The 20563-nt window shown below is 54.3% G+C and carries 22 protein-coding genes and 1 riboswitch; of the genes, 13 read left to right on the top strand and 9 right to left on the bottom strand.

From position 1 onward, the window contains the following. The first annotated feature begins 67 nt into the window (after positions 1 to 67). Positions 68 to 1504, top strand: a complete 1437-nt coding sequence (gene hldE, locus FY046_RS11005; RefSeq protein WP_167863420.1) for a bifunctional D-glycero-beta-D-manno-heptose-7-phosphate kinase/D-glycero-beta-D-manno-heptose 1-phosphate adenylyltransferase HldE — start codon at positions 68 to 70, stop codon at positions 1502 to 1504. A gap of 47 nt (positions 1505 to 1551) precedes the next feature. On the opposite strand, the gene ubiK is transcribed toward hldE, so the two are convergent. Further along, positions 1552 to 1839: a ubiquinone biosynthesis accessory factor UbiK gene (gene ubiK / locus FY046_RS11000; protein WP_133843859.1), complete on the bottom strand. Its 288-nt coding sequence runs from the start codon at positions 1837 to 1839 to the stop codon at positions 1552 to 1554. A gap of 147 nt (positions 1840 to 1986) precedes the next feature. Beyond that, positions 1987 to 2136, top strand: a riboswitch (FMN riboswitch). Positions 2137 to 2245: 109 nt separating this feature from the next. Here ubiK and ribB point away from each other — a divergent pair. Next, entirely contained in the window at positions 2246 to 2902 is a 657-nt protein-coding gene (ribB, locus tag FY046_RS10995; protein ID WP_133843857.1) for a 3,4-dihydroxy-2-butanone-4-phosphate synthase, read from the top strand. Between the two features lie 470 nt (positions 2903 to 3372). After that, complete coding sequence (gene ygiD, locus FY046_RS10990) at positions 3373 to 4158, top strand: 4,5-DOPA-extradiol-dioxygenase (RefSeq protein ID WP_133843855.1); 786 nt, start codon at positions 3373 to 3375, stop codon at positions 4156 to 4158. 286 nt (positions 4159 to 4444) lie between these two features. On the opposite strand, the gene FY046_RS10985 is transcribed toward ygiD, so the two are convergent. The 3 genes from FY046_RS10985 to tolC form a co-directional block, all read right to left on the bottom strand. After that, positions 4445 to 5605 carry a glutathionylspermidine synthase family protein gene (locus FY046_RS10985; protein ID WP_133843854.1) on the bottom strand — a complete coding sequence of 387 codons (1161 nt, stop codon included), beginning with the start codon at positions 5603 to 5605 and terminating at the stop codon, positions 4445 to 4447. 6 nt (positions 5606 to 5611) lie between these two features. Continuing rightward, positions 5612 to 6274 (bottom strand): DUF1190 family protein, encoded by a 663-nt coding sequence (locus FY046_RS10980; RefSeq protein WP_133843852.1) that lies wholly within the window; start codon positions 6272 to 6274, stop codon positions 5612 to 5614. Between the two features lie 144 nt (positions 6275 to 6418). After that, positions 6419 to 7885 (bottom strand): outer membrane channel protein TolC, encoded by a 1467-nt coding sequence (gene tolC / locus FY046_RS10975; RefSeq protein WP_133843850.1) that lies wholly within the window; start codon positions 7883 to 7885, stop codon positions 6419 to 6421. 210 nt (positions 7886 to 8095) lie between these two features. Here tolC and nudF point away from each other — a divergent pair, with 210 nt between their 5' ends. From nudF to FY046_RS10930, 9 genes are all read left to right on the top strand, one after another. After that, positions 8096 to 8731: an ADP-ribose diphosphatase gene (nudF, locus tag FY046_RS10970; protein WP_133843848.1), complete on the top strand. Its 636-nt coding sequence runs from the start codon at positions 8096 to 8098 to the stop codon at positions 8729 to 8731. After that, a complete protein-coding gene (locus tag FY046_RS10965) occupies positions 8728 to 9153 on the top strand; it encodes a DUF1249 family protein (RefSeq protein ID WP_133843846.1) in 426 nt (141 codons plus the stop codon). Before nudF ends, FY046_RS10965 begins: the two co-directional genes overlap by 4 nt. A 104-nt stretch (positions 9154 to 9257) precedes the next feature. Next, the gene (gene cpdA, locus FY046_RS10960; protein ID WP_133843844.1) at positions 9258 to 10085 is read left to right on the top strand and encodes a 3',5'-cyclic-AMP phosphodiesterase; all 828 of its coding nucleotides are present in this window, start codon (positions 9258 to 9260) and stop codon (positions 10083 to 10085) included. 3 nt (positions 10086 to 10088) lie between these two features. Further along, on the top strand, positions 10089 to 10667 hold the full coding sequence (gene yqiA, locus FY046_RS10955) for an esterase YqiA (RefSeq protein WP_133843842.1): 579 nt from the start codon (positions 10089 to 10091) through the stop codon (positions 10665 to 10667). Positions 10668 to 10720: 53 nt separating this feature from the next. Beyond that, a complete protein-coding gene (gene parE, locus FY046_RS10950; protein WP_133843840.1) occupies positions 10721 to 12616 on the top strand; it encodes a DNA topoisomerase IV subunit B in 1896 nt (631 codons plus the stop codon). A gap of 308 nt (positions 12617 to 12924) precedes the next feature. After that, complete coding sequence (locus FY046_RS10945) at positions 12925 to 13605, top strand: type 1 glutamine amidotransferase domain-containing protein (protein WP_133843838.1); 681 nt, start codon at positions 12925 to 12927, stop codon at positions 13603 to 13605. 76 nt (positions 13606 to 13681) lie between these two features. Further along, on the top strand, positions 13682 to 14287 hold the full coding sequence (locus FY046_RS10940; RefSeq protein WP_133843836.1) for a TetR/AcrR family transcriptional regulator: 606 nt from the start codon (positions 13682 to 13684) through the stop codon (positions 14285 to 14287). Between the two features lie 162 nt (positions 14288 to 14449). Next, the gene (locus FY046_RS10935) at positions 14450 to 14617 is read left to right on the top strand and encodes a YnfU family zinc-binding protein (protein WP_213202222.1); all 168 of its coding nucleotides are present in this window, start codon (positions 14450 to 14452) and stop codon (positions 14615 to 14617) included. Between the two features lie 144 nt (positions 14618 to 14761). After that, on the top strand, positions 14762 to 15664 hold the full coding sequence (locus FY046_RS10930; RefSeq protein ID WP_133843834.1) for a LysR substrate-binding domain-containing protein: 903 nt from the start codon (positions 14762 to 14764) through the stop codon (positions 15662 to 15664). A 47-nt stretch (positions 15665 to 15711) separates the two neighbouring features. Here the strand turns inward: FY046_RS10930 and FY046_RS10925 are convergent, their stop codons facing one another. Together FY046_RS10925 and FY046_RS10920 are read right to left on the bottom strand one after the other, a co-directional pair. After that, positions 15712 to 16020 (bottom strand): putative quinol monooxygenase, encoded by a 309-nt coding sequence (locus tag FY046_RS10925; RefSeq protein WP_133843832.1) that lies wholly within the window; start codon positions 16018 to 16020, stop codon positions 15712 to 15714. A gap of 34 nt (positions 16021 to 16054) precedes the next feature. After that, positions 16055 to 16636, bottom strand: a complete 582-nt coding sequence (locus FY046_RS10920; protein ID WP_133843830.1) for an NAD(P)H-dependent oxidoreductase — start codon at positions 16634 to 16636, stop codon at positions 16055 to 16057. Positions 16637 to 16768: 132 nt separating this feature from the next. Between FY046_RS10920 and FY046_RS10915 the strand changes: the two genes are divergently transcribed. Further along, complete coding sequence (locus tag FY046_RS10915) at positions 16769 to 17536, top strand: transporter substrate-binding domain-containing protein (RefSeq protein ID WP_374760132.1); 768 nt, start codon at positions 16769 to 16771, stop codon at positions 17534 to 17536. Between the two features lie 93 nt (positions 17537 to 17629). On the opposite strand, the gene FY046_RS10910 is transcribed toward FY046_RS10915, so the two are convergent. From FY046_RS10910 to FY046_RS10900, 3 genes are all read right to left on the bottom strand, one after another. Beyond that, entirely contained in the window at positions 17630 to 18493 is an 864-nt protein-coding gene (locus tag FY046_RS10910) for a ketose-bisphosphate aldolase (protein WP_133843828.1), read from the bottom strand. 96 nt (positions 18494 to 18589) lie between these two features. Then, on the bottom strand, positions 18590 to 19441 hold the full coding sequence (locus tag FY046_RS10905; RefSeq protein WP_133843826.1) for a class II fructose-bisphosphate aldolase: 852 nt from the start codon (positions 19439 to 19441) through the stop codon (positions 18590 to 18592). Positions 19442 to 19450: 9 nt separating this feature from the next. Continuing rightward, entirely contained in the window at positions 19451 to 20542 is a 1092-nt protein-coding gene (locus tag FY046_RS10900) for a PTS fructose transporter subunit IIC (protein ID WP_133843823.1), read from the bottom strand. Between the last annotated feature and the right edge of the window lie 21 nt (positions 20543 to 20563).

Raw genomic sequence — 20563 nt, 5'->3', positions numbered from 1 at the left:
TTTGCCATTAAGACAATTGTGATATCATCGCGCGCACTCATTTTTACTGCAGTCTGGAGTCTCTGGAATGAAAATTACACTACCCGATTTTACGCGTGCGGGTGTGCTGGTGGTTGGCGATGTGATGCTGGATCGCTACTGGCACGGCCCAACCAGCCGCATTTCACCTGAGGCTCCGGTGCCAGTGGTGAAAGTGGATCATGTGGAGGAGCGCCCTGGTGGTGCGGCCAACGTAGCGATGAATATTGCCGCGCTGGGTGCTGCTTCACGACTGGTTGGATTGACCGGTGTTGATGATGCCGCGCGTGCCCTCAGCGCGTCCCTGGCTGGCGTGAATGTCCAGTGTGATTTTGTCTCTGTGCCTACTCATCCGACTATTACTAAACTGCGCGTGTTGTCTCGCAATCAGCAGCTCATCCGTCTGGATTTCGAAGAGGGATTTGAAGGCATTGATCCTGAGCCGATGCATCAGCGTATTGAGCAGGCGCTGCCAACAATTGGCGCGTTAGTGCTGTCTGATTATGCGAAAGGCGCACTGGCCACCGTGGAAACGATGATTGCCCTGGCGCGTAAAGCGGGGGTTCCGGTATTGGTGGATCCGAAAGGTACCGATTTCGGCCGCTACCACGGTGCAACGCTGCTGACGCCAAACCTCTCCGAATTTGAAGCGGTGGTGGGCAAGTGTAAATCGGAAGAAGAAATTGTGGAACGCGGTACTGCTCTGATGCAGCAGCACGCGCTGTCTGCGTTGCTGGTGACCCGTTCAGAGCACGGTATGACCCTGCTTCAGCCGGGCAAAGCGCCATTCCATATGCCGACCCTGGCGCAGGAAGTGTTCGATGTCACCGGTGCGGGTGATACGGTGATTGGCGTGCTGGCGGCGGCGCTGGCGGCGGGTAACTCGTTGGAAGAGAGCTGCTTCCTGGCCAATGCGGCCGCGGGCGTGGTGGTGGGTAAACTCGGTACCTCAACGGTTTCTCCGGTAGAGCTGGAAAATGCGATCCGCGCGCGCCCGGAATCGGGTTTTGGTGTGATGGATGAAGCTCAGTTGATTGCCGAAGTGACGAAAGCCCGTCAGCGCGGTGAAAAAGTGGTGATGACCAACGGCGTATTCGACATTCTGCACGCCGGGCATGTTTCCTACCTGGCCAATGCCCGTAAGCTGGGTGACCGCCTGATTGTGGCGGTAAACAGCGATGCCTCGACCCGACGTCTGAAAGGGGAAACCCGCCCGGTGAACCCGCTGATTAACCGTATGATCGTGCTGGGTGCGCTGGAAGCTGTAGATTGGGTGATTGGGTTTGAAGAAGATACGCCGCAGCGTGTGATCGCTGAGATCCTTCCCGATCTGTTGGTGAAAGGCGGCGACTATAAGCCAGAAGACATTGCTGGCAGTAAAGAGGTATGGGCCAACGGCGGTGACGTGCGAGTGCTCAACTTCGAAGACGGTATTTCTACCAGTAATATCATTAAAACGATTATTTCTGGTACCGGAAGAAACTAGCCTTCAACGGCTGCCCGGGGAGGGCAGCCGTATCACTAAAGCGTGGCCTATTCTGCCGCTTTTGGCTCGCTAACGACCGGTACGGGGGCAGGGGAAACGCGGCTTTCCAGCTCTGTCAGGCGCTGTTCCAGCGCAGCCAGCTTCTCGCGGGTACGCAGCAGTACCTGAGTCTGTACATCAAACTCTTCGCGGTTAACCACATCCAGACGGGTCAGCTGTGCCTGTAATGTCTGACGGATTTTCTTCTCCACATCATCACCAAACTCACGGATGCCTTTCGGCATAGACTCATGGACCTGACGGGCCAGTTGTTCAATTTTTTTTGGGTCAAGCATAGCGGTTTCCTGATAACAGCGAATTTTATCCTAGTGTAATCCCAGATGCGTTCGGTATAAACCTGAAAACACCATAGCGAAAAAATGGATATCAATTTGCCCATTTTGTTCGTTGATCTGTCACTTTTTCAGCGCTATGATGATTTTGCTTATTCTCAGGGCGGGGCGAAATTCCCCACCGGCGGTAAATCAGCTTTTGCTGAAAGCCCGCGAGCGCTTCAGGGTCATTCCTGAAGGACAGCAGATCCGGTGTAATTCCGGGGCCGACGGTTAGAGTCCGGATGGGAGAGAGTAACGATTCTTGACGGGCTTTTGCTCGCCTCGCGTTATTTTTTTGTCACCGCATGACACTCCTAAGCACGCCCTGGTTCTGGTAACCCATACATTTATTTAAGGTTTATTTACCATGAATCAGTCGCTACTTTCTGAATTTGGCACGCCTGAACAGCGTGTAACCCGCGCCATCGAAGCACTGCGCGAAGGCCGCGGTGTGATGGTTTTAGACGATGAAGATCGTGAAAATGAAGGTGATATGATCTTCGCCGCTGAAACCATGACCGTTGAGCAGATGGCACTGACCATTCGCCACGGCAGCGGCATTGTCTGCCTTTGTCTGACGGAAGAACGTCTGGAACAGCTGGACCTGCCAATGATGGTGCAGAACAACACCAGCTCTTACGGCACCGGTTTTACCGTGACGATTGAAGCGGCACAGGGTGTGACCACCGGTGTTTCCGCCTCTGACCGCCTGACCACCATCCGCACCGCCATTGCTGACAATGCAAAGCCAGAAGACCTTAATCGTCCTGGCCACGTGTTCCCGCTGCGTGGACGTTCAGGTGGTGTTCTGACCCGCGGTGGCCATACTGAAGCCACTATCGACCTGGTCACGCTGGCAGGTTTCAAGCCAGCCGGTGTTCTGTGTGAACTGACCAACGATGATGGCTCTATGGCGCACGCGCCGGAAGCGGTGGTGTTTGCTAAACAACACAACATGCCAGTTGTGACGATCGAAGATCTGGTGGCGTATCGTCGTAGTCACGAGACGCGTCAGGCCAGCTAAATTCCCCGTCATACTTCAAGCGATGGGTGCGTTGGCTCTCCTCGCGCGCCCCGGTCATATACTGATGTATGCTCCCGGGGACTTGCTGCGTTGCCGCCTGCCCATAGCTTGAATTATTTAGGGGAGTTCCCCGTCATACTTCAAGCGATGGGTGCGTTGGCTCTCCTCGCGCGCCCCGGTCACATACTCATGTATGCTCCCGGGGACTTGCTGCGTTGCCGCCTGCCCATAGCTTGAATTATTTAGGGGAATCCCTCGTCATACTTCAAGTGGTGGGCGCATTGGTTCTCCTGTAGCTTGAATTATGCAAAGGAATTCCCCCCGCCATACTTCCTTCAATCTGCATTCTTTCCTTCCGCTATTTCCCCTTCAAATTTTCTGAATATCTTCGTCAGGGTTATCCAGGTTCATCCGTGGAAAAAAGGGCGTAATGTGACTTCCATTGAATACCACTTTCTGGGAATCACACCATGAGCCACACACGTATGCCTGCACTTTTCCTCGGTCACGGCAGTCCGATGAACGTACTGGAAGAAAATATCTGGACCGAGACCTGGCGTGAGCTGGGGAAAAACCTGCCACGTCCAAAAGCGATCATTGCCGTTTCTGCCCACTGGTACACGCGCGGCACGGCGGTGACGGCGATGGAAAAACCACGCACAATTCATGATTTTGGCGGCTTCCCGCAGGCGTTGTTTGATACACGGTATCCGGCTCCGGGATCGCCGGCACTCGCCCGCCAGATAGCGGAAACACTGGCCCCGGTGGCAGTCGATCTGGATCAGGAGTGGGGATTCGATCACGGTTCCTGGGGCGTATTAATCAAAATGTACCCGGATGCGGACATTCCCGTGGTGCAACTCAGCGTGGATGGGACGAAACCTGCCGCATACCATTTTGAATTAGGCCGTAAACTGGCAGCGCTGCGCGATCAGGGCATCATGATTGTTGCCAGTGGAAACGTGGTACACAACCTGCGTATGGTGCGCTGGCAGGGCGAAGCAGAAGCCTATCCGTGGGCAGAATCTTTTAACCAGTACGTGCGCGATAATCTGAGCTGGGAAGGCGAAGATGAGCAGCATCCACTGGTGAACTTTATGCAGCACGAGGGGGCGGCGCTGTCGAACCCGACACCAGAACATTACCTGCCGTTGTTGTATGTGCTCGGCGCACGTGCTGAGGGCGAAGCGATATCTGTCCCGGTGGATGGGATTGTGATGGGGTCATTAAGCATGCTGTCGGTGCAGGTGGGGTAGCAGAGGCCGGGCATGCCCGGCCACTACGTGACCATTTTGCACAAGCATATGTAGGGGCGAGGCATACCAGACCACGGCGTGCAATTTTGCACAAGCATATGTAGGGGTGAGGCATACCAGATCACGGCGTGCAATTTTGCACAAGCATATGTAGGGGCGAGGCATACCAGACCACGGCGTGCAATTTTGCACAAGCATATGTAGGGGCGGGGCATACCAGACCACGACGTGCAATTTTGCACAATCATGGGTAGGGGCGAGGCATGCCTCGCCCGACGATCACACATTATTCGATAAACGCGTGTGGATAGAAGCGCGAGAGATCCTGAGTGATCAGATCGCGGTCTTCACGCAAACCAATACCCGCTGGCTGATCGTTGATCAGCCAGGATCCGATCAGCGTATAGCTGTCGCCGAACTTTGGCAGCGGATGGAACTGCTGCACGATCATACCTTCCTCACCGTACGGCCCATCAACACGTGCAATCTCTTTACCGTTTTCTACGATGCGGATATTGGCACCCTCGCGGGAAAACAACGGTTTAACCACATATTTATCCATATGCGGTACGTTATCTTCAGCAAAGTAAGCGGGCAGCAAGTTCGGATGGTTCGGGAACATTTTCCACAGCAGCGGCAGCAGCGCTTTATTGGAAATAATGCTTTTCCAACCAGGCTCCAGCCAGCGCACACCGGCGTCAGCCAGTTTGGTGGAGAACATCTCACGCAGCATAAATTCCCATGGATAGAGCTTAAACAGATTGCCGATCACCTGATCGTGAACATCGGTAAACTGCCCTTTCTCACCCAGGCCGATTTCATCCATATACAGGAATTCACTCGGTAGCCCGGCTTCCGTGGCGCAATCCTGCAGATACTGAACGGTGCCACGATCTTCATCGGTATCACGGCAGCAGGCAAAGTGTAGCCAGCTAAAACCGTGCTGCTGATGCAGTTCGCCAAAGCGCTCGATCAGTTTTTCCTGCAGGCTGTTGAACTGATCGCTACCCGCAGGGAGCACGCCAGCATTCAGCTGGTCTTCCAGCCACAGCCACTGGAAGAAAGCCGCTTCATACAGCGAAGTGGGGGTATCGGCGTTATTTTCCAGCAGCTTGGCCGGCGTTACACCGTCCCAGGCGAGATCCATTCTTGAGTAAAGTGACGGCTGGCCGCTTTTCCAGGATTCACGCACAAAATCCCAGGTGTGCTTCGGAATGCGGAACTTGGTCAGCAGTTCTTCACTGTTGACCACCAGTTCCACCGCCTGCAAACACATCTGATGAAGTTCGCTGGTCACATCTTCCAGTGACTCAATCTGCTGCAACGTGAACTGGTAATAGGCATCTTCACACCAGTACGGTTCCCCGTGCATGGTGTGAAAACGAAAACCATATTCCGTCGCTTTTTCCCGCCAGTCAGGGCGTTCAGCAATGGCAATACGTTTCATTGGCGATTAGCCCCCCATGCTGCGGTTGGTGCTGGTAGCACTGCTGCGCTGCATGGTGGCTTGCTTGGCAACGGACTCACCGAAGCCACCGCGGGTGACGGTGCTGGTGGTGGCCGGTTTTGGCGCCAGCGCTGTTTTAGGCACTGTCATGGTACGGCCCGAGGTTGCTGCGCCGAAGCTCTTGCCGCTGGCATCAACGAACTTGCCGTTGGCCGGGCTGGCTGGGTTCTTCGAGGAGAACAGCGGCTGCTGCTGCCCCATACCGCCACCCATCATACGGCCCATCATGTAACCGGCCATCAGTGGCATCCAGAAGCTTCCGCTGGACTGAGATTCCGCATTGGTAGTACCTACGCCCGCCTGAGCAGGAGCCTGCTGGCACTGACCTTCACCAAACTCTGCCACGCAGTCTTCACGGGTCGCATATTTCGGTGCGGTTTTGACCGCTTCTTCTTTGGCGCTATTAAACGCCGTAGTGCACTGTGCGCTCTTGCCTGGGTTAGCGGCCGAGCAGTCATCAGCGTTCTGATACATCGATACAGTTTCGTCGGCCTGTTCACATGCGGCCAGCATAAATACTGCACTCACCGCCAGTGCGACCGGCGTTAAATGGCGTGCACTCCAGCTTTTGCGAAAGGAGGCATGATTAATCTGTTTAGTCCGTTTCATCACTTTTCGTCCTGTGCCCAAAGGTAGTGCATAGGATAGGGGAACAGCGGTGAAAAATGAAGCGATGAAGCCTGACCTGGAGGGGATCTTTACGTAGCTATACGTTTGATTGTGAAGGGGCAGCGTTTGCTGCCCCTTGGGGAATTACTGACTGAATGGATTACTGTTGCCGCGGGTAGCCGATTTGTTGCTAACCGGCGTCGCTTTGCTGGCTGAACGGGGTTCAGCACTATCCGCGTTGGCAGCTTGCTGTGCATTTTCCGGGGCGACGATTTCTGGCGAGGTGCCGACATCTTTGCCCAGATGATTGTTCAGCGTTTGCAGATCCTGCTCGTTCAGCGTACCCAGCGCAGATTTAATATTGAGCTGGTTAATCATGTAGCTGTAACGGGCATTCGCCAGCTGCTGCTTAGCGTTATACAGCGTGGTGGTGGCATCCAGCACGTCAACGATAGTACGGGTACCCACGGAGTAACCGGCTTCCATCGCATCCAGCGAGCTCTGTGCAGAGACAACCGCCTGCTTGTAAGCGTTAATGCTGCTGATCGAGGCGTTCACGTTGTTAAACGAGGAACGCACGGTCTGGATGGCGGAACGGTGTGCGCTTTCCAACTGCTCACTGGCGGCAACAAACGCATATTGCGCCTGTTTCACCTGGGAACTAACGGCACCGCCGCTGTACAGTGGCAGGTTGAAGCTCAGACCTACCTGGTTACTGCCTGTGATGTTGTCAGTGTTATTGGGACTGGAACGGTCGCCGCCATAACGGTTGTTGGATAAACCGGTTGAGGCCGTCAGATCCAACGTAGGCATATGGCCGGTTTCTGATGAACGAATCTGCTCACGCGCCAGGTCCTGAGACAGGCGTGCAGAAAGCAGCGACAGGTTGCGGCTTTCCGCTTCCTTCAGCAGGGCATTCACTGGCTGAGGTTTTTCCGTTTTAAACGCATCGACGTTCAGCGATGCCAGGCTTGGATAGTAATTGCCGGTCACCTGACGCAGTGTTTCTACCGCGTTATCGAGGTCGTTACGCGCGGAAACTTCGCTGGCCAGTACGCTGTCGTACTGGGAGCGTGCGTTCTGCACATCAGTGATGGCGACCAGACCCACGTTAAAACGCTGAGTGGTCTGATCCAGTTCACGGTAAATAGATTGCTTCTGGGCTTCGGTATACGACAATGTGTCGATCGCGTTCAACACATTGAAATAGGCGGTTGCGGTGTTCAGAATCAGGGTCTGTTGTGCCGTCTGATAAGTGACATCCTGGATGCCTGCCGTTTTTTCCTGCAGCGTCAGTGCACGCCATTTTGACATGTCAAAAATGGTCTGAGTCAGCTGTAACGACGCGCTTTTGGTGGTGCTATTGGTATCTCTGGCATCACGGTAGCCGCTGTTATAGGTATAGTCAGCGCCCAGGCCTAACTGTGGTAGCAGTGGGCTGCGGGATTCGTTAATTTTCTCAAAGGCAGCATCACGATCGGCGGCAGAGCTACGAAGGTCAGGATTTGATAAACGTGCCTGCTGATATACCTGCAGCAGGTTTTCAGCCTGGCTGGCAACACTGAAGCCGCCCAGGCTCAGACCGATGAGTAAAGGGAGCAGTTTGTTCATTTGCATTCCTTGTAGTGCAGCAAAATTGCTATGGTAGCGCTGACGTAGGCCAAAAATTATCGCCGATAATAGCAGAGAGTTCCGATAAGGTAAGTTGGCTGAAAGTGCCATCCTGCCTTAATTTACTCAAATAAGTCGTTAAGAACCAGACAACTGTCGGAATACTATTGCACTTTACGTTTTTGCCATCACTTAGCAGGAGACAGAGTTATGGATACTGGTCGTAAATACCCAGTGACTTTCACAAAAAACGATGTAGAAATTATTGCACGAGAGACGCTTTATCGCGGTTTTTTTTCGCTCGAACGCTATCGCTTTCGTCATCGCTTGTTTAATGGCGGTATGAGTGGTGAAGTGACGCGGGAAATTTTTGAGCGCGGTCACGCTGCCGTGCTGCTACCCTATGACCCGAAACGTGATGAAGTGGTGCTGATTGAGCAGATCCGTATTGCCGCTTACGATACCAGCGCGACGCCCTGGGTGCTTGAACTGGTGGCCGGGATGATCGAACCGGGAGAAACCCCGGAGGGTGTGGCGCGCAGAGAAGCTCTGGAAGAAGCCGGGCTAACGCCGGGTCGTATCAAGCCGATTAGCAATTACCTCTCTAGTGCGGGAGGCACCTCCGAGCGTCTGGCGGTGTTTGTCGGTGAAGTGGATGCCAGCGTGGCGCAGGGAAACCACGGCCTGGAGGAAGAGAATGAGGATATTCTTGTGCATGTGGTCAGCCGGAGTCAGGCTTATCAATGGGTGGAACAGGGGAAAATCGATAACGCTGCTGCTGTCATTGCTTTGCAATGGCTGGAGTTGCACCATAAACAGCTACGCCAAGAGTGGAATCCTGAATAATGAAACGTTATGTCCCCGACTTTCCTGAAATGATGCGTGTCTGCGAAACGAACTTTGCGCAGCTGCGGCGTTTATTGCCAAAGGAGGATCGGGTGGGTGAATCGATGGCGTATCAGGTGAACGGTGCCAGCTATCTCATCACCATTCAGGAGTCGACCCGTTACACCACGCTGGTGGAAATCAGGCAAACGGCCCCTGCGGTCAGTTACTGGAGCCTGCCTTCGATGTCCGTGCGGTTGTATCATGACGCGATGGTGGCGGAAGTGTGTTCCACTCAGCAGATCTATCGCTTTAAAGCACGCTATGATTATCCTAATAAAAAGCTGCATCAGCGTGATGAAAAGCACCAAATTAACCAATTTTTAGCGGACTGGTTGCGCTACTGTTTGTCCCACGGTGCGATAGCCGTTCCGGTATGTTGAAAACGCTGCAACAATTTTCAGATGTGTACCCAAATGAATGTATAAAGCAGGAAGCCGATGCGCCTGCGGCCTGAAACAGATGGGTATTACCTTAAGGACTTTGATTGGATAGCCTGTTAAAACTTCCTGTGGCGAGTGGGTCCAAAGTCAGGATTTTACAGATAACGGACACTCACCTTTTTGCAGGTAAACATGAAACGCTGCTAGGGGTAAATACCTGGGCCAGTTTTGATGCCGTGCTGGATGTTATCGCAGCGGATAAGCGTCACTACGATTTGATTGTCGCCACTGGCGATCTGGCACAGGACCACTCCGCTCTTGCCTATCAGCATTTCGCTGAGGGCATTGCTCGCCTGCCTGCCCCCTGCGTCTGGTTGCCTGGCAACCATGACTTCCAGCCAACCATGTTTACCACGCTGGCGGCCTCGACGATTGCCGACCAAAAACAGGTGCTGGTCGGGGATCACTGGCAAATTGTGTTGCTGGACAGTCAGGTCTTCGGTGTCCCGCACGGTGAACTGAGCGAGTACCAGTTGGAATGGCTTGAAAGTGTACTGGCAGCAGAGCCGCAGCGGCACACGTTGGTATTATTGCATCACCATCCGGTACCGTCTGGCTGTTCGTGGCTTGACCAACACAGTCTGCGTAATCCGCATATGCTGGATACGGTCCTGCGACGCTATCCGCAGGCGAGAAATTTGTTATGCGGGCATATCCATCAAGAACTCGACCTTGAATGGCAGGGGCGGCGTGTGCTGGCTTCACCTTCCACCTGCGTCCAGTTCAAACCACACTGTACCAACTTCACGATTGACGCTGAGTCTCCAGGCTGGCGCTGGCTGGACCTGTATGACGATGGTCGGCTCGACACTCAGGTGCAACGTCTGACCACGCGCATATTTAACCCGGATCTCGACTCAGAAGGATACTGACCGATGGCCACGCTGCTTTATCTGCATGGTTTTAACAGTTCGCCGCAGTCTGCCAAGGCAACGCAGTTTAAACAGTGGCTGGCAGAGCAACGTCCTGACATCACTCTGCATGTGCCCCAGCTTCCGGCATTCCCCTCCGAAGCTGCCGCGCTGCTGGAGACGTTTGTTATGCAGTCAGCGGGCGAGCCGCTGGGCATTATAGGCTCGTCGTTGGGCGGTTATTATGCCACCTGGCTGTCCCAATGTTTCACGCTGCCCGCCGTGGTGGTGAACCCAGCGGTACGCCCGTTTGAGCTGCTGGCTGATTACCTCGGCCACAACGAGAACCCATACACCGGTCAGCAATATGTGTTAGAGTCTCGCCATATTTACGATCTAAAAGTGATGCAAATTGACCCGTTAGAGTCACCAGACTTGCTCTGGTTACTGCAACAAACGGGTGATGAAGTGCTCGACTACCGCCAGGCCCTGGACTACTACAGCGCCTGCCGCCAAACGGTAGAAGAGGGCGGAAATCATGCTTTTATCGGATTCGAACGCCATTTCTCCGCGATGCTCGACTTCCTGGGTTTCCAGGAATGAGATAGCCGGAGTCTGGTCACTCATTTTTAGCCACCACCAATCAGATTGTTACGATGACTCAATCCAGCTACAACGCTGACTCCATTGAGGTTCTCAGCGGCCTTGAACCCGTGCGTCGCCGCCCGGGCATGTACACCGATACCGTGCGTCCTAACCACTTAGGCCAGGAAGTGATCGATAACAGCGTGGATGAAGCGCTGGCCGGTCACGCTAAACGCGTGGAAGTGATTCTGCACGCTGACCAGTCGTTGGAAGTGATCGACGACGGGCGCGGCATGCCGGTGGATATTCACCCCGAAGAGGGCGTGCCGGCCGTTGAGCTGATTTTCTGCCGCCTGCATGCCGGGGGCAAATTCTCCAATAAAAACTATCAGTTCTCAGGTGGCCTGCATGGCGTCGGGATCTCGGTGGTCAACGCCCTGTCAACACGTGTGGAAGTTACCGTTCGTCGTAACGGTGAAGTGTACGAGATGGCGTTTGAAAACGGCGATAAAGTGCAGGACCTGACGGTCACTGGCACCGTCGGCAAACGTAACACCGGCACCCGCGTACAGTTCTGGCCGGATGTCTCTTTCTTCGACAGTCCGCGTTTCTCGGTCTCACGTTTGAGCCATCTGCTGAAAGCGAAAGCGGTGCTGTGCCCGGGTGTTGAGATTGTCTTTAAAGACAAAGTGAACAACACCGAGCAGACCTGGTGCTACGCCGATGGTCTGACGGACTATTTGATGGAAGCGGTTAACGGCCTGCCAACCCTGCCAGAAAAAGCCTTTGTGGGGGCCTTCTCCGGTGATGTGGAAGCGGTGGACTGGGCGCTGCTGTGGTTGCCAGAAGGCGGCGAGCTGTTGACGGAAAGTTACGTTAACCTGATCCCGACCATGCAGGGCGGTACGCATGTTAACGGCCTGCGTCAGGGCCTGCTCGACGCGATGCGCGAGTTCTGCGAATACCGCAATATTCTGCCGCGCGGCGTGAAGCTGTCGGCGGAAGACATCTGGGACCGCTGCGCCTACGTGCTGTCGGTCAAAATGCAGGACCCGCAGTTTGCCGGGCAGACTAAAGAGCGTTTGTCATCCCGTCAGTGCGCGGCCTTCGTTTCAGGCGTGGTTAAAGATGCCTTCAGCCTGTGGCTGAACCAGAATATCCAGACAGCAGAAATGCTGGCAGAAATGGCGATTTCCAGCGCGCAGCGTCGCCTGCGTGCGGCGAAAAAAGTGGTGCGTAAAAAGCTGACCAGCGGACCGGCGCTGCCGGGTAAACTGGCGGACTGTTCTGCTCAGGATCTTAACCGTACCGAGCTGTTCCTGGTGGAAGGGGATTCGGCGGGCGGTTCTGCCAAGCAGGCTCGCGACCGTGAATATCAGGCGATCATGCCGCTGAAAGGTAAGATCCTCAATACGTGGGAAGTCTCCTCTGATGAGGTTCTGGCATCACAGGAAGTGCATGATATTTCAGTGGCGATCGGTATCGATCCTGACAGTGACGATCTGAGCCAGCTTCGCTACGGCAAGATCTGCATCCTTGCGGATGCGGACTCCGATGGTCTGCACATTGCCACGCTGTTGTGCGCGCTGTTTGTGCGCCACTTCAGCACGCTGGTGAAAAACGGTCACGTCTACGTTGCGATGCCGCCGCTGTACCGTATCGATCTCGGTAAAGAGGTCTATTACGCGCTGGATGAAGACGAGAAGGCCGGTATTCTTGAGCAGTTGAAGCGCAAGAAAGGCAAACCGAATGTGCAGCGATTCAAAGGTCTGGGTGAGATGAACCCGTTACAGCTGCGCGAAACCACGCTGGATCCCAACACGCGTCGTCTGGTGCAGCTCACCATCAGCGATGAGGATATTCAGCACACCATGGCTATCATGGACATGCTGTTGGCGAAGAAACGCTCCGAAGACCGCCGTAACTGGTTGCAAGAAAAAGGCGATATGGCTGAAATCGAAGTCTGATGTCAGTTGACCCTGGAGTTGAAGTTAAGCTGTTGAAAAAGAGAATTAATTTCCCAGTTTATTGAAAGGTGATCGCCGGGGGGCAGTTTTTTTAAACTGCCTTTTAAGCAAGGATGCTTTTGCCTCACGCTGAATGATCTGTCCCCAGGATGAAAGACAATCTGAAGATGTTTACTATTATTTGTAGACGACTGGTCTAATTGCTGTTAGCTTAACGACATGACTTGAGCAGATGAAGCCTTGTTACAACTACCACCTAGACGACTGGTCTAATTCAAGCATTTCAAACTGACAGGCAGGAGATTAAGATGAAGATTCTTATGGTGTTAACCTCACACGACCAGCTGGGCAATACCGGACGTAAAACTGGTTTCTGGCTTGAAGAGCTGGCAGCTCCCTACTACGCATTTAAAGATGCGGGCGCAGAAATTACGCTGGCCTCGCCAAAGGGCGGCAACCCGCCGTTAGATGCAAAAAGTAATGAGCCGGATTTTCAGACTGAACAGACCCACCGCTTTGAGGCCGATGCAGAAGCAACTGCCCAGCTTGCCGCCACGGTGCGTCTGGACAGCATTTCGCAAGACGGGTACGACGCGGTCTTTTATCCGGGCGGCCATGGCCCGCTGTGGGATCTGGCCGAAGATAAAAACTCTATCGCGCTGATTGAAGCCTTCCTCGCGGCAAACAAGCCTGTGGCACTGGTCTGCCATGCACCGGGCGTCCTTCGCCACGTTAAAACACCCGAAGGGCAACCGCTGGTGGCAGGCCGCAAAGTCACCGGCTTTACCAATAGTGAAGAGGACGCAGTGGGCCTGACTGACGTGGTGCCTTTCCTGGTGGAAGATGAATTGATTGCCAAAGGTGGAATTTATTCCAAAGGGGCGGACTGGAGTTCGTATGTCGTCAGCGATGGTCTGCTGATCACCGGACAAAATCCAACTTCATCAGCGGCAACGGCGGAACAACTGATCCGACAGCTGACCGAATAAACGGTGCTTACCTGGGGCAGCGATATTTAGCTGCCCCATATAGACGACTGGTCTAGTTTTTTGGTAACGTTAACCTATGACGACTTCAACTCAACATCATAGCAACGACATCCGCGACCATATCCTCGCCACAGGCCAACGTATCATGGCAGGCAAGGGTTTTTCGGCTGTCGGATTAAACGAAATACTCACTGATGCGGGTGTGCCCAAAGGTTCGTTTTATCACTACTTCAGCTCGAAAGAAGCATTTGGGGTAGCGATGCTGGCTCGTTATTTTGATGATTATCTGGCAGAAATTGATAGCACCCTGAGCCAGCCTGGTCTCAATATGGCGCAGCGGCTGATGAACTACTGGCGGCAATGGCGTGAATCACAATCGTTTTCGCATTGTCAGGGTAAGTGCCTTGCCGTGAAACTCGGGGCTGAAGTGGCCGATCTTTCTGACACTATGCGCGTGACACTTGAGTCAGGAACTTCAGGAATCATATCGCGCCTGGCGGAAGCGTTAGAGGCCGGTGTCGCCGAGGGTTCTCTGACTATCGATGATCATCCCACCAACGTGGCGGAAAACCTTTATCAGCTTTGGTTGGGTGCCAGCGTGATGGTCAAAATTGTGCGCAATACAGGCCCGTTTGATTCAGCCATGCGCCTGACGCAGAAAATTATTCGCATCGCTCCTTAACGAGGATTAACGGATACGGCCTTGTGACAGAGGGTTATGTTGGGCATTCACAGCCTGTTGGCGCACCATTTTGATAGCTAAAACTGCTTTTAAGAAAGAAAGAGTAAGGGGAATGTTGATTGAGGGTGTATTATACGCGTCCAAACAACACAGGAAATATTTATGGCTTATAATCAAAAACAACCTAAATCCAACGGCTTCCTCATCTCCATCGCATGTCCTAAATGCAGTAAAAATTCCGACCACAGTGCTCCAAGAGTTCATAAGAACAAAAATCTTCTTTGCCCATTCTGCAGTGTTCTTTTTACCCCTTCTGAAAGTAAAATCTAATCATCTGCTTTGCTGACGCTTGATCGGATTGTTTCCGTATTCACGCCCGGTAATGCCGTAAACGCATAAAAATGTCAACCTGCGCCAGGACTCGTGATGATTCTGTTAGTATTGTGAGTGTCATCTTTCCAGCAGGTTGAACTATTGAAAATCACCCTTGAAGAGCTTCGTGCGTGGGTTGTTGTGGTCGATACCGGTTCGATCACTGCCGCCGCAGAGCAGCTTAACCAGACCACGTCCGGTATCAGCCGCGCCCTCAGTCGGCTGGAAAGCAAGCTGCAAACCACGTTGCTGCACCGCACCACTCGCCGTATCGCACTGACTGAAGAAGGGCAGATCTTTCTTGAGCACGCGCGGCAGATCATCCGTTCAGTCGAAACCGCCGAAGAGCAGATCGCTCAGCGGCGTGAGATCCCGTCTGGCCGGCTGCGCGTCAATGCCGCCACGCCGTTTATGCTGCATGTGATTGTGCCGCTGATGCCGGAGTTTTCACGCCGTTATCCGCTGATCCAGCTGGAGCTGAATACTGATGAAGTGGTGATCGATCTGCTGGAACAGCAGACGGATATCGCGATCCGTATTGGCGAGCTGCGCGATTCCACGATGCATGCTCGCGCGCTGGGGTGCAGCAGGCTGCGGCTGATGGCCAGCCCGGGCTATCTGGAGGAGCATGGTGTACCGCAAAGCGTGGCCGATATGGTCGAGAACCATCGGTTACTGGGCTTCTGCAATCTTGACCAGCACAATATCTGGCCGGTATGGCGGGTGGAGGGGGAGCTTTTACAGATTAAACCAACGGTGATGGCATCAAGTGGGGAAACGCTGCGCCAGCTGGCGGTGAACGGCATGGGTATTACCCGCGTGTCGGATTTTCTCAGCCGTGAGGATCTGGCTTCCGGTCGGCTGGTGCCGGTTCTGGAGGCTGAAACGCGTGAGATGCACCACCCGATTCATGCTGTGTACTACCGTAACAGCACGCTGTCGGCGCGGATCAGCTGTTTCCTGGATTTTCTCAGTGAGCAGTTTGCCAGCAAGACGTTGTTATAAGGCAAAAAGCAGGGGCTGACCTTCTGTTCCGATCAGCCCGCGTGTCTTTACAGTGCCGGTTCCAGCACAAAGATCTTCACATCCACCACATCGTTTTTAATCGCGGTACGGTGTGCTTCCATATGGGCAGCCTGCTGATGCTGCTCAAGATGGCGCAGTGAGTCCCAGTGCTCCACCATAAAGATCGAGTCCGGTGAGTACTGCTTCCACGGTACCTGGGCTTTATGGTCAATCAGCGCCTGATAACTGCCGCAGCCTTCCTCATCCAGAACGACAGGCGTCAGCGTTTCTATCGCTTGTAAAACGGCAGTACGTCGGCCTGGCTTGATACAAATTTCAGCGATCACGGTCAGCATACTGTTTCCTTTTACTCGAGGTGTGTACCTTTAGTTAAGCAAAGATCGCGTTCAGATGAGTCCGATAGCGTGCAATATCGCCGTCAATATCCGGCTGTTTGATCACATCGTTGCAGATAAAGGTCGGTAAACCGTCCATACCCAGGAACTGGTTTGCTTTGTGGAAGTGCAGATACACGCCATCAACGCCCACGCCTTCAAAGAACTGTTCCGGATCGGTGAACGCCTGTAACGGGGCGTTCCAGGTCAGCGACAGCATATAGGTTTTACCCTGTAACAGGCCGCCAGAGCCATATTTTTTGGCTGCATCAGAGCGGGTACGGCCATCGCTGGCGTACAGTTTGCCGTGGCCTTCGGTAAATACTTCATCGATATATTTTTTTAGCGTCCACGGCTCGCCCATCCACCAGCCTGGCATCTGGTAAATAATGGTATCGGCAGCGAGGTATTTTTCGATTTCTTCAGCGACTACGTAACCGTCGTCGAGTACGGTAACATCGACCTGATGACCCGCGTCACGCAGGAAGCTGGCGGCCACGTTAGTCAGCGTGTGGTTCAGTTCGCCTTTTGAATGAGCGAAGGCTTTCCCGGCATCAATAATCAGAATCTGGCTCATAAATTTTTCTCAGCTGTGTGCAATTTCGGAGAGTGTATCTGACGACAGGGGTGAGAAAAATGGGGTATGGATCACAATACTATTGCGTTTTAAGCAACAATACGCGGCACTGATAATAACAATGAGAGAACTATGATGATGAAAATCGGGGCTGTGGCCCTTCTGTTGGTAGCGGGAAGCGCCAGCGCGCAATCGCATCTTGACCGTGCCATGCAGAGTAAAACGCTGGTGGTGTGTACCACGGGAGACTACAAGCCTTATACCTATCTGCGTGCGGATGGCGGCTATGAAGGCATTGATATTTCGCTGGTGCAGTCGTTGGCAAAAAGCCTGGGCGCCGAGGTGAAGTGGGTCCCCACCACCTGGAAAACCCTGACACCTGACTTTATCGGCAAGCAATGTGACATCGCTCTGGGCGGTGTTTCAGTGACACTGAAGCGTCAGCAGACGGCGTGGTTTGCGGAACCGCTGGATACCGACGGGAAAATCCCGCTGGTGCGCTGCGCGGATAAGAAGAAATACCACACCGTTGAACAGATGAATAAACCGTCGGTGCGTCTGATTGAACCGGCGGGCGGCACCAATGAAGCCTTTGTGCATGCTTATCTGCCCGAGGCCAACCTGACGTTGTTTCACGATAACGTGACGATTTTCCAGCAGCTGGTGGATAAGAAAGCGGACGTGATGATCACCGATGCGTCGGAAGCCCAGTATCAGCAGAAGCGCTATCCGTCGCTGTGTGCGATTAACCCGGACAAGCCGTTACAGTACGGTGAGAAGGCGTGGATGCTGCCACGTGATGATATCAGCTGGAAGATGTACGTTGACCAGTGGCTGCACTTGAGTAAAGCCACTGGGGAATACCAGCAGGTTGTGAAGCAGTGGTTGGCGGGGAAATAACGCATCAGGGGCGGGCATGCCCGACCCCTACACCGTCCGTAGGGGCCAGGCATGCCTGGCCCTTAAAACAGCGGCCCAGACCAAAGACCCACCCTAACGATATAAATCCGCTTTGCCCGTCGAACCAAACAGCGACATCTTATAAGCAATCACCTCTTTTGCCGCCTTGATCGGCTCAGGGTAAATCACATTCGGATCCCACCAGGTTTCGCGGCTCAGAATCTCACGGGCTTTGGCAAAGTAGGCATACTTCATATCACTGGAGATATTGATCTTACCGACACCCAGTGTCACCGACTCCGCGATCTCCGCATCCGGGTTGGCCGATCCGCCGTGCAGCACCAGTGGAATCGACACGCGCTGTGAGATCTCGCGCAGGATATGCATTTGCAGCTCCGGCTTCATATCTTTTGGATAAATACCGTGCGCGGTGCCGATGGCGACCGCCAGCGTATCTACGCCGGTGCGGGCAACAAAGTCCTCTGCCTGATCAGGATCGGTATAAATCACCTTACTGACCCCGCCCTCCACTGACGTGCCGGTATCCCCAATGGTGCCCAGCTCACCTTCCACAGAGATCCCCACCGCATGGGCCAGCTTCACCACTTCCTGCGTCAGCGCCACGTTCTCTTCATACGGCAGCAGCGATCCATCAATCATCACTGAGGTAAACCCGCACTGAATGGCGCGCTGGACGTGCTCAACCGATGCGCCGTGATCAAGGTGGATAACAAAAGGAATGCGGCTGCGCAGGGTGCGTTCACGCACATAGCCGAAGAACTCATCGGTCACGAACTCCAGTTCGCTGGGGTGGATGGAGATAATCGCCGGGCTGTTGCTGGCCTCTGCCTGCTCGACGACGGCGCGGATAAAGCAGCTGTCGGCAACGTTAAAGGCACCAATGGCGAAGCGATTTTCACGGGTTGGTTTTAACAGTTCGTGCATTGACATCAACATGGTTGTACTCCCTCAGAGTCAGATTTTAGGCAAAACTTTCCTGCATCAGTGACGGGTCACTGACGGAACGCAGGGTGAACGGAATCGGATCGGGCGTTACGCTTTACCCACGGCGCCAGACCAGTTGAGATACTCAGTAACGACTTCGCGACAGGCGGATTCCATCACCGCCATCAGATCGGGCAGCTCCGCCTTAGGGTGCTGTTTTAAGGCTTGTTGCAGTGCGCTTTTTCCGGCTTCAAACACCGCCGCACCAACGTTAATCTTTGCCACACCATGCTGGCTGACGCGGCGAATATCTTCCGCTTTGGTGCCGCTGCCGCCATGCAGGGCCAGCGGTAACGGTGAAGCGCGATGCAGCTCCTCCAGCCGGGTGAAATCAATCGCGGGTGTCACACCCGGCGGATAGATGCCGTGTGCCGTACCGACGGATACCGCCAGCAGGTCAATATCGGTCTGTGCGATAAACGGCATCACATCGGCCACCTGGGTCATCTTCACGCTGGCATCCTGCAGGTCATAGACCGGCGCATCAGCAATATGGCCCAGCTCGCCCTCCACGCAAACCCCTGCAGTGTGGGCCATCTGTACCACCTGCTGAGTCTGGCGGATGTTCTCCTCCAGCGGAAAAGCGGAGGCGTCAATCATCAGCCCGGTAAACCCGGCGCGGAAGCACTGACCAATCAGCGTAAAGTCACGGCCGTGGTCAAGACTGAGGGCCACCGGCACGTTGGCCTGCTCTGCCAGCGCCCTGACCAGCGGCAGCGCGACTGCTGGTGGGAAGTGTTCGCAGTGCCCCTGATAGATATTCAGGATAATCGGGGCGCGCTGTGCGCTGGCGGCGCTGATGGCCGCACGGGCGCTCTCCAGATTGAAGCAGTTAATGGCTAAGACCGCGTACTGTCGCTGAAAGGCATCGGCAATCACGGCTTTCATTGAGGCGTACATAACAACTCCTTATTCCAGGGTGAATTTAATGTCTTCGTCGCGCATGCTGCCATCGTCGACATCGTTAAACTCTTCATCCGCTTCGGTCACGCGTTTCTTAATGACTGACAGCATCACGCCGCAGATCACCGTGCCGATCCCCAGGGCCAGGCAGAACATCACGGGTTTGGTAAACAGCGGCACCACAAACATCCCGCCGTGCGGCACAGGCGCCTCTACGCCCCAGACCATAATCAGCCCGCCTGCGATGGCGGAGGCCACCACACAGCTGCCAACCACACGGAACAGGTCACGGGCGGCAATGGGGATCACCCCTTCGGTGATCATGCAGATGCCCATCGGGAAGGCGGCTTTCAGGGCCTCTTTTTCTGCGCGGGTGTATTTATTGCGCGTCAGCAGGAAGGAGAGGGTGATACCAAACGGCGGGATCATTGAGCCGACAAACTTCACCGCTTCCGGGCCATAGATGCCATCAACCAGCATGCCGTCAGCAAACAGGGACATGGTTTTATTCACCGGCCCGCCGAAGTCAAAGGTGGCCATGGCACCAAGGATCGCTCCCATCAGGAACTTCGATCCGCCCTGCATCGACTCCAGCAGATGGATCAGCGCTTTCTGCAACCAGATGATCGGCTGGCCGATGAACGTCATCATCAGCAACCCGGCGATCACGGTACTGAGCACCGGCAGGATCATCACCGGCATCAGCCCCTGCATAGACGTGGGCAGCCTGATGCTGCGTTTCAGCAGCAGCACGGTGTAGCCCACCAGGAAGCCGCCGAGAATGCCGCCGATAAACCCGGTGCCGATCTGGCCGCAGATAAAACCCACGATCAGACCGGGTGCAAAGCCGGGGCGATCGGCAATTGACCAGGCGATCGCCGCAGAAATCAGCGGCACGATCAGCCCCATTCCCCAGCCGCCGATCTGATTCAGCATCCAGGCCACGCTGCCGGTCTGTTTACCGACGTCCGGGCCGCCGATCACCTGGCCTAGCGCAATGCAGATCCCGGCGGCGACGATCAACGGGATCATCCATGAGATACCGGTCAGCAGATGCCCCTTAATCTCTTGCCCCAGTTTGTTTGATTGAGTGTTCATCGTGATTTCCCCGTGAGAGTG

Source organism: Erwinia sp. 1181_3, assembly GCF_052824965.1.
Note: the sequence above shows the minus strand (reverse complement) of the source record. Positions and strands in the feature narration are given on the sequence as shown.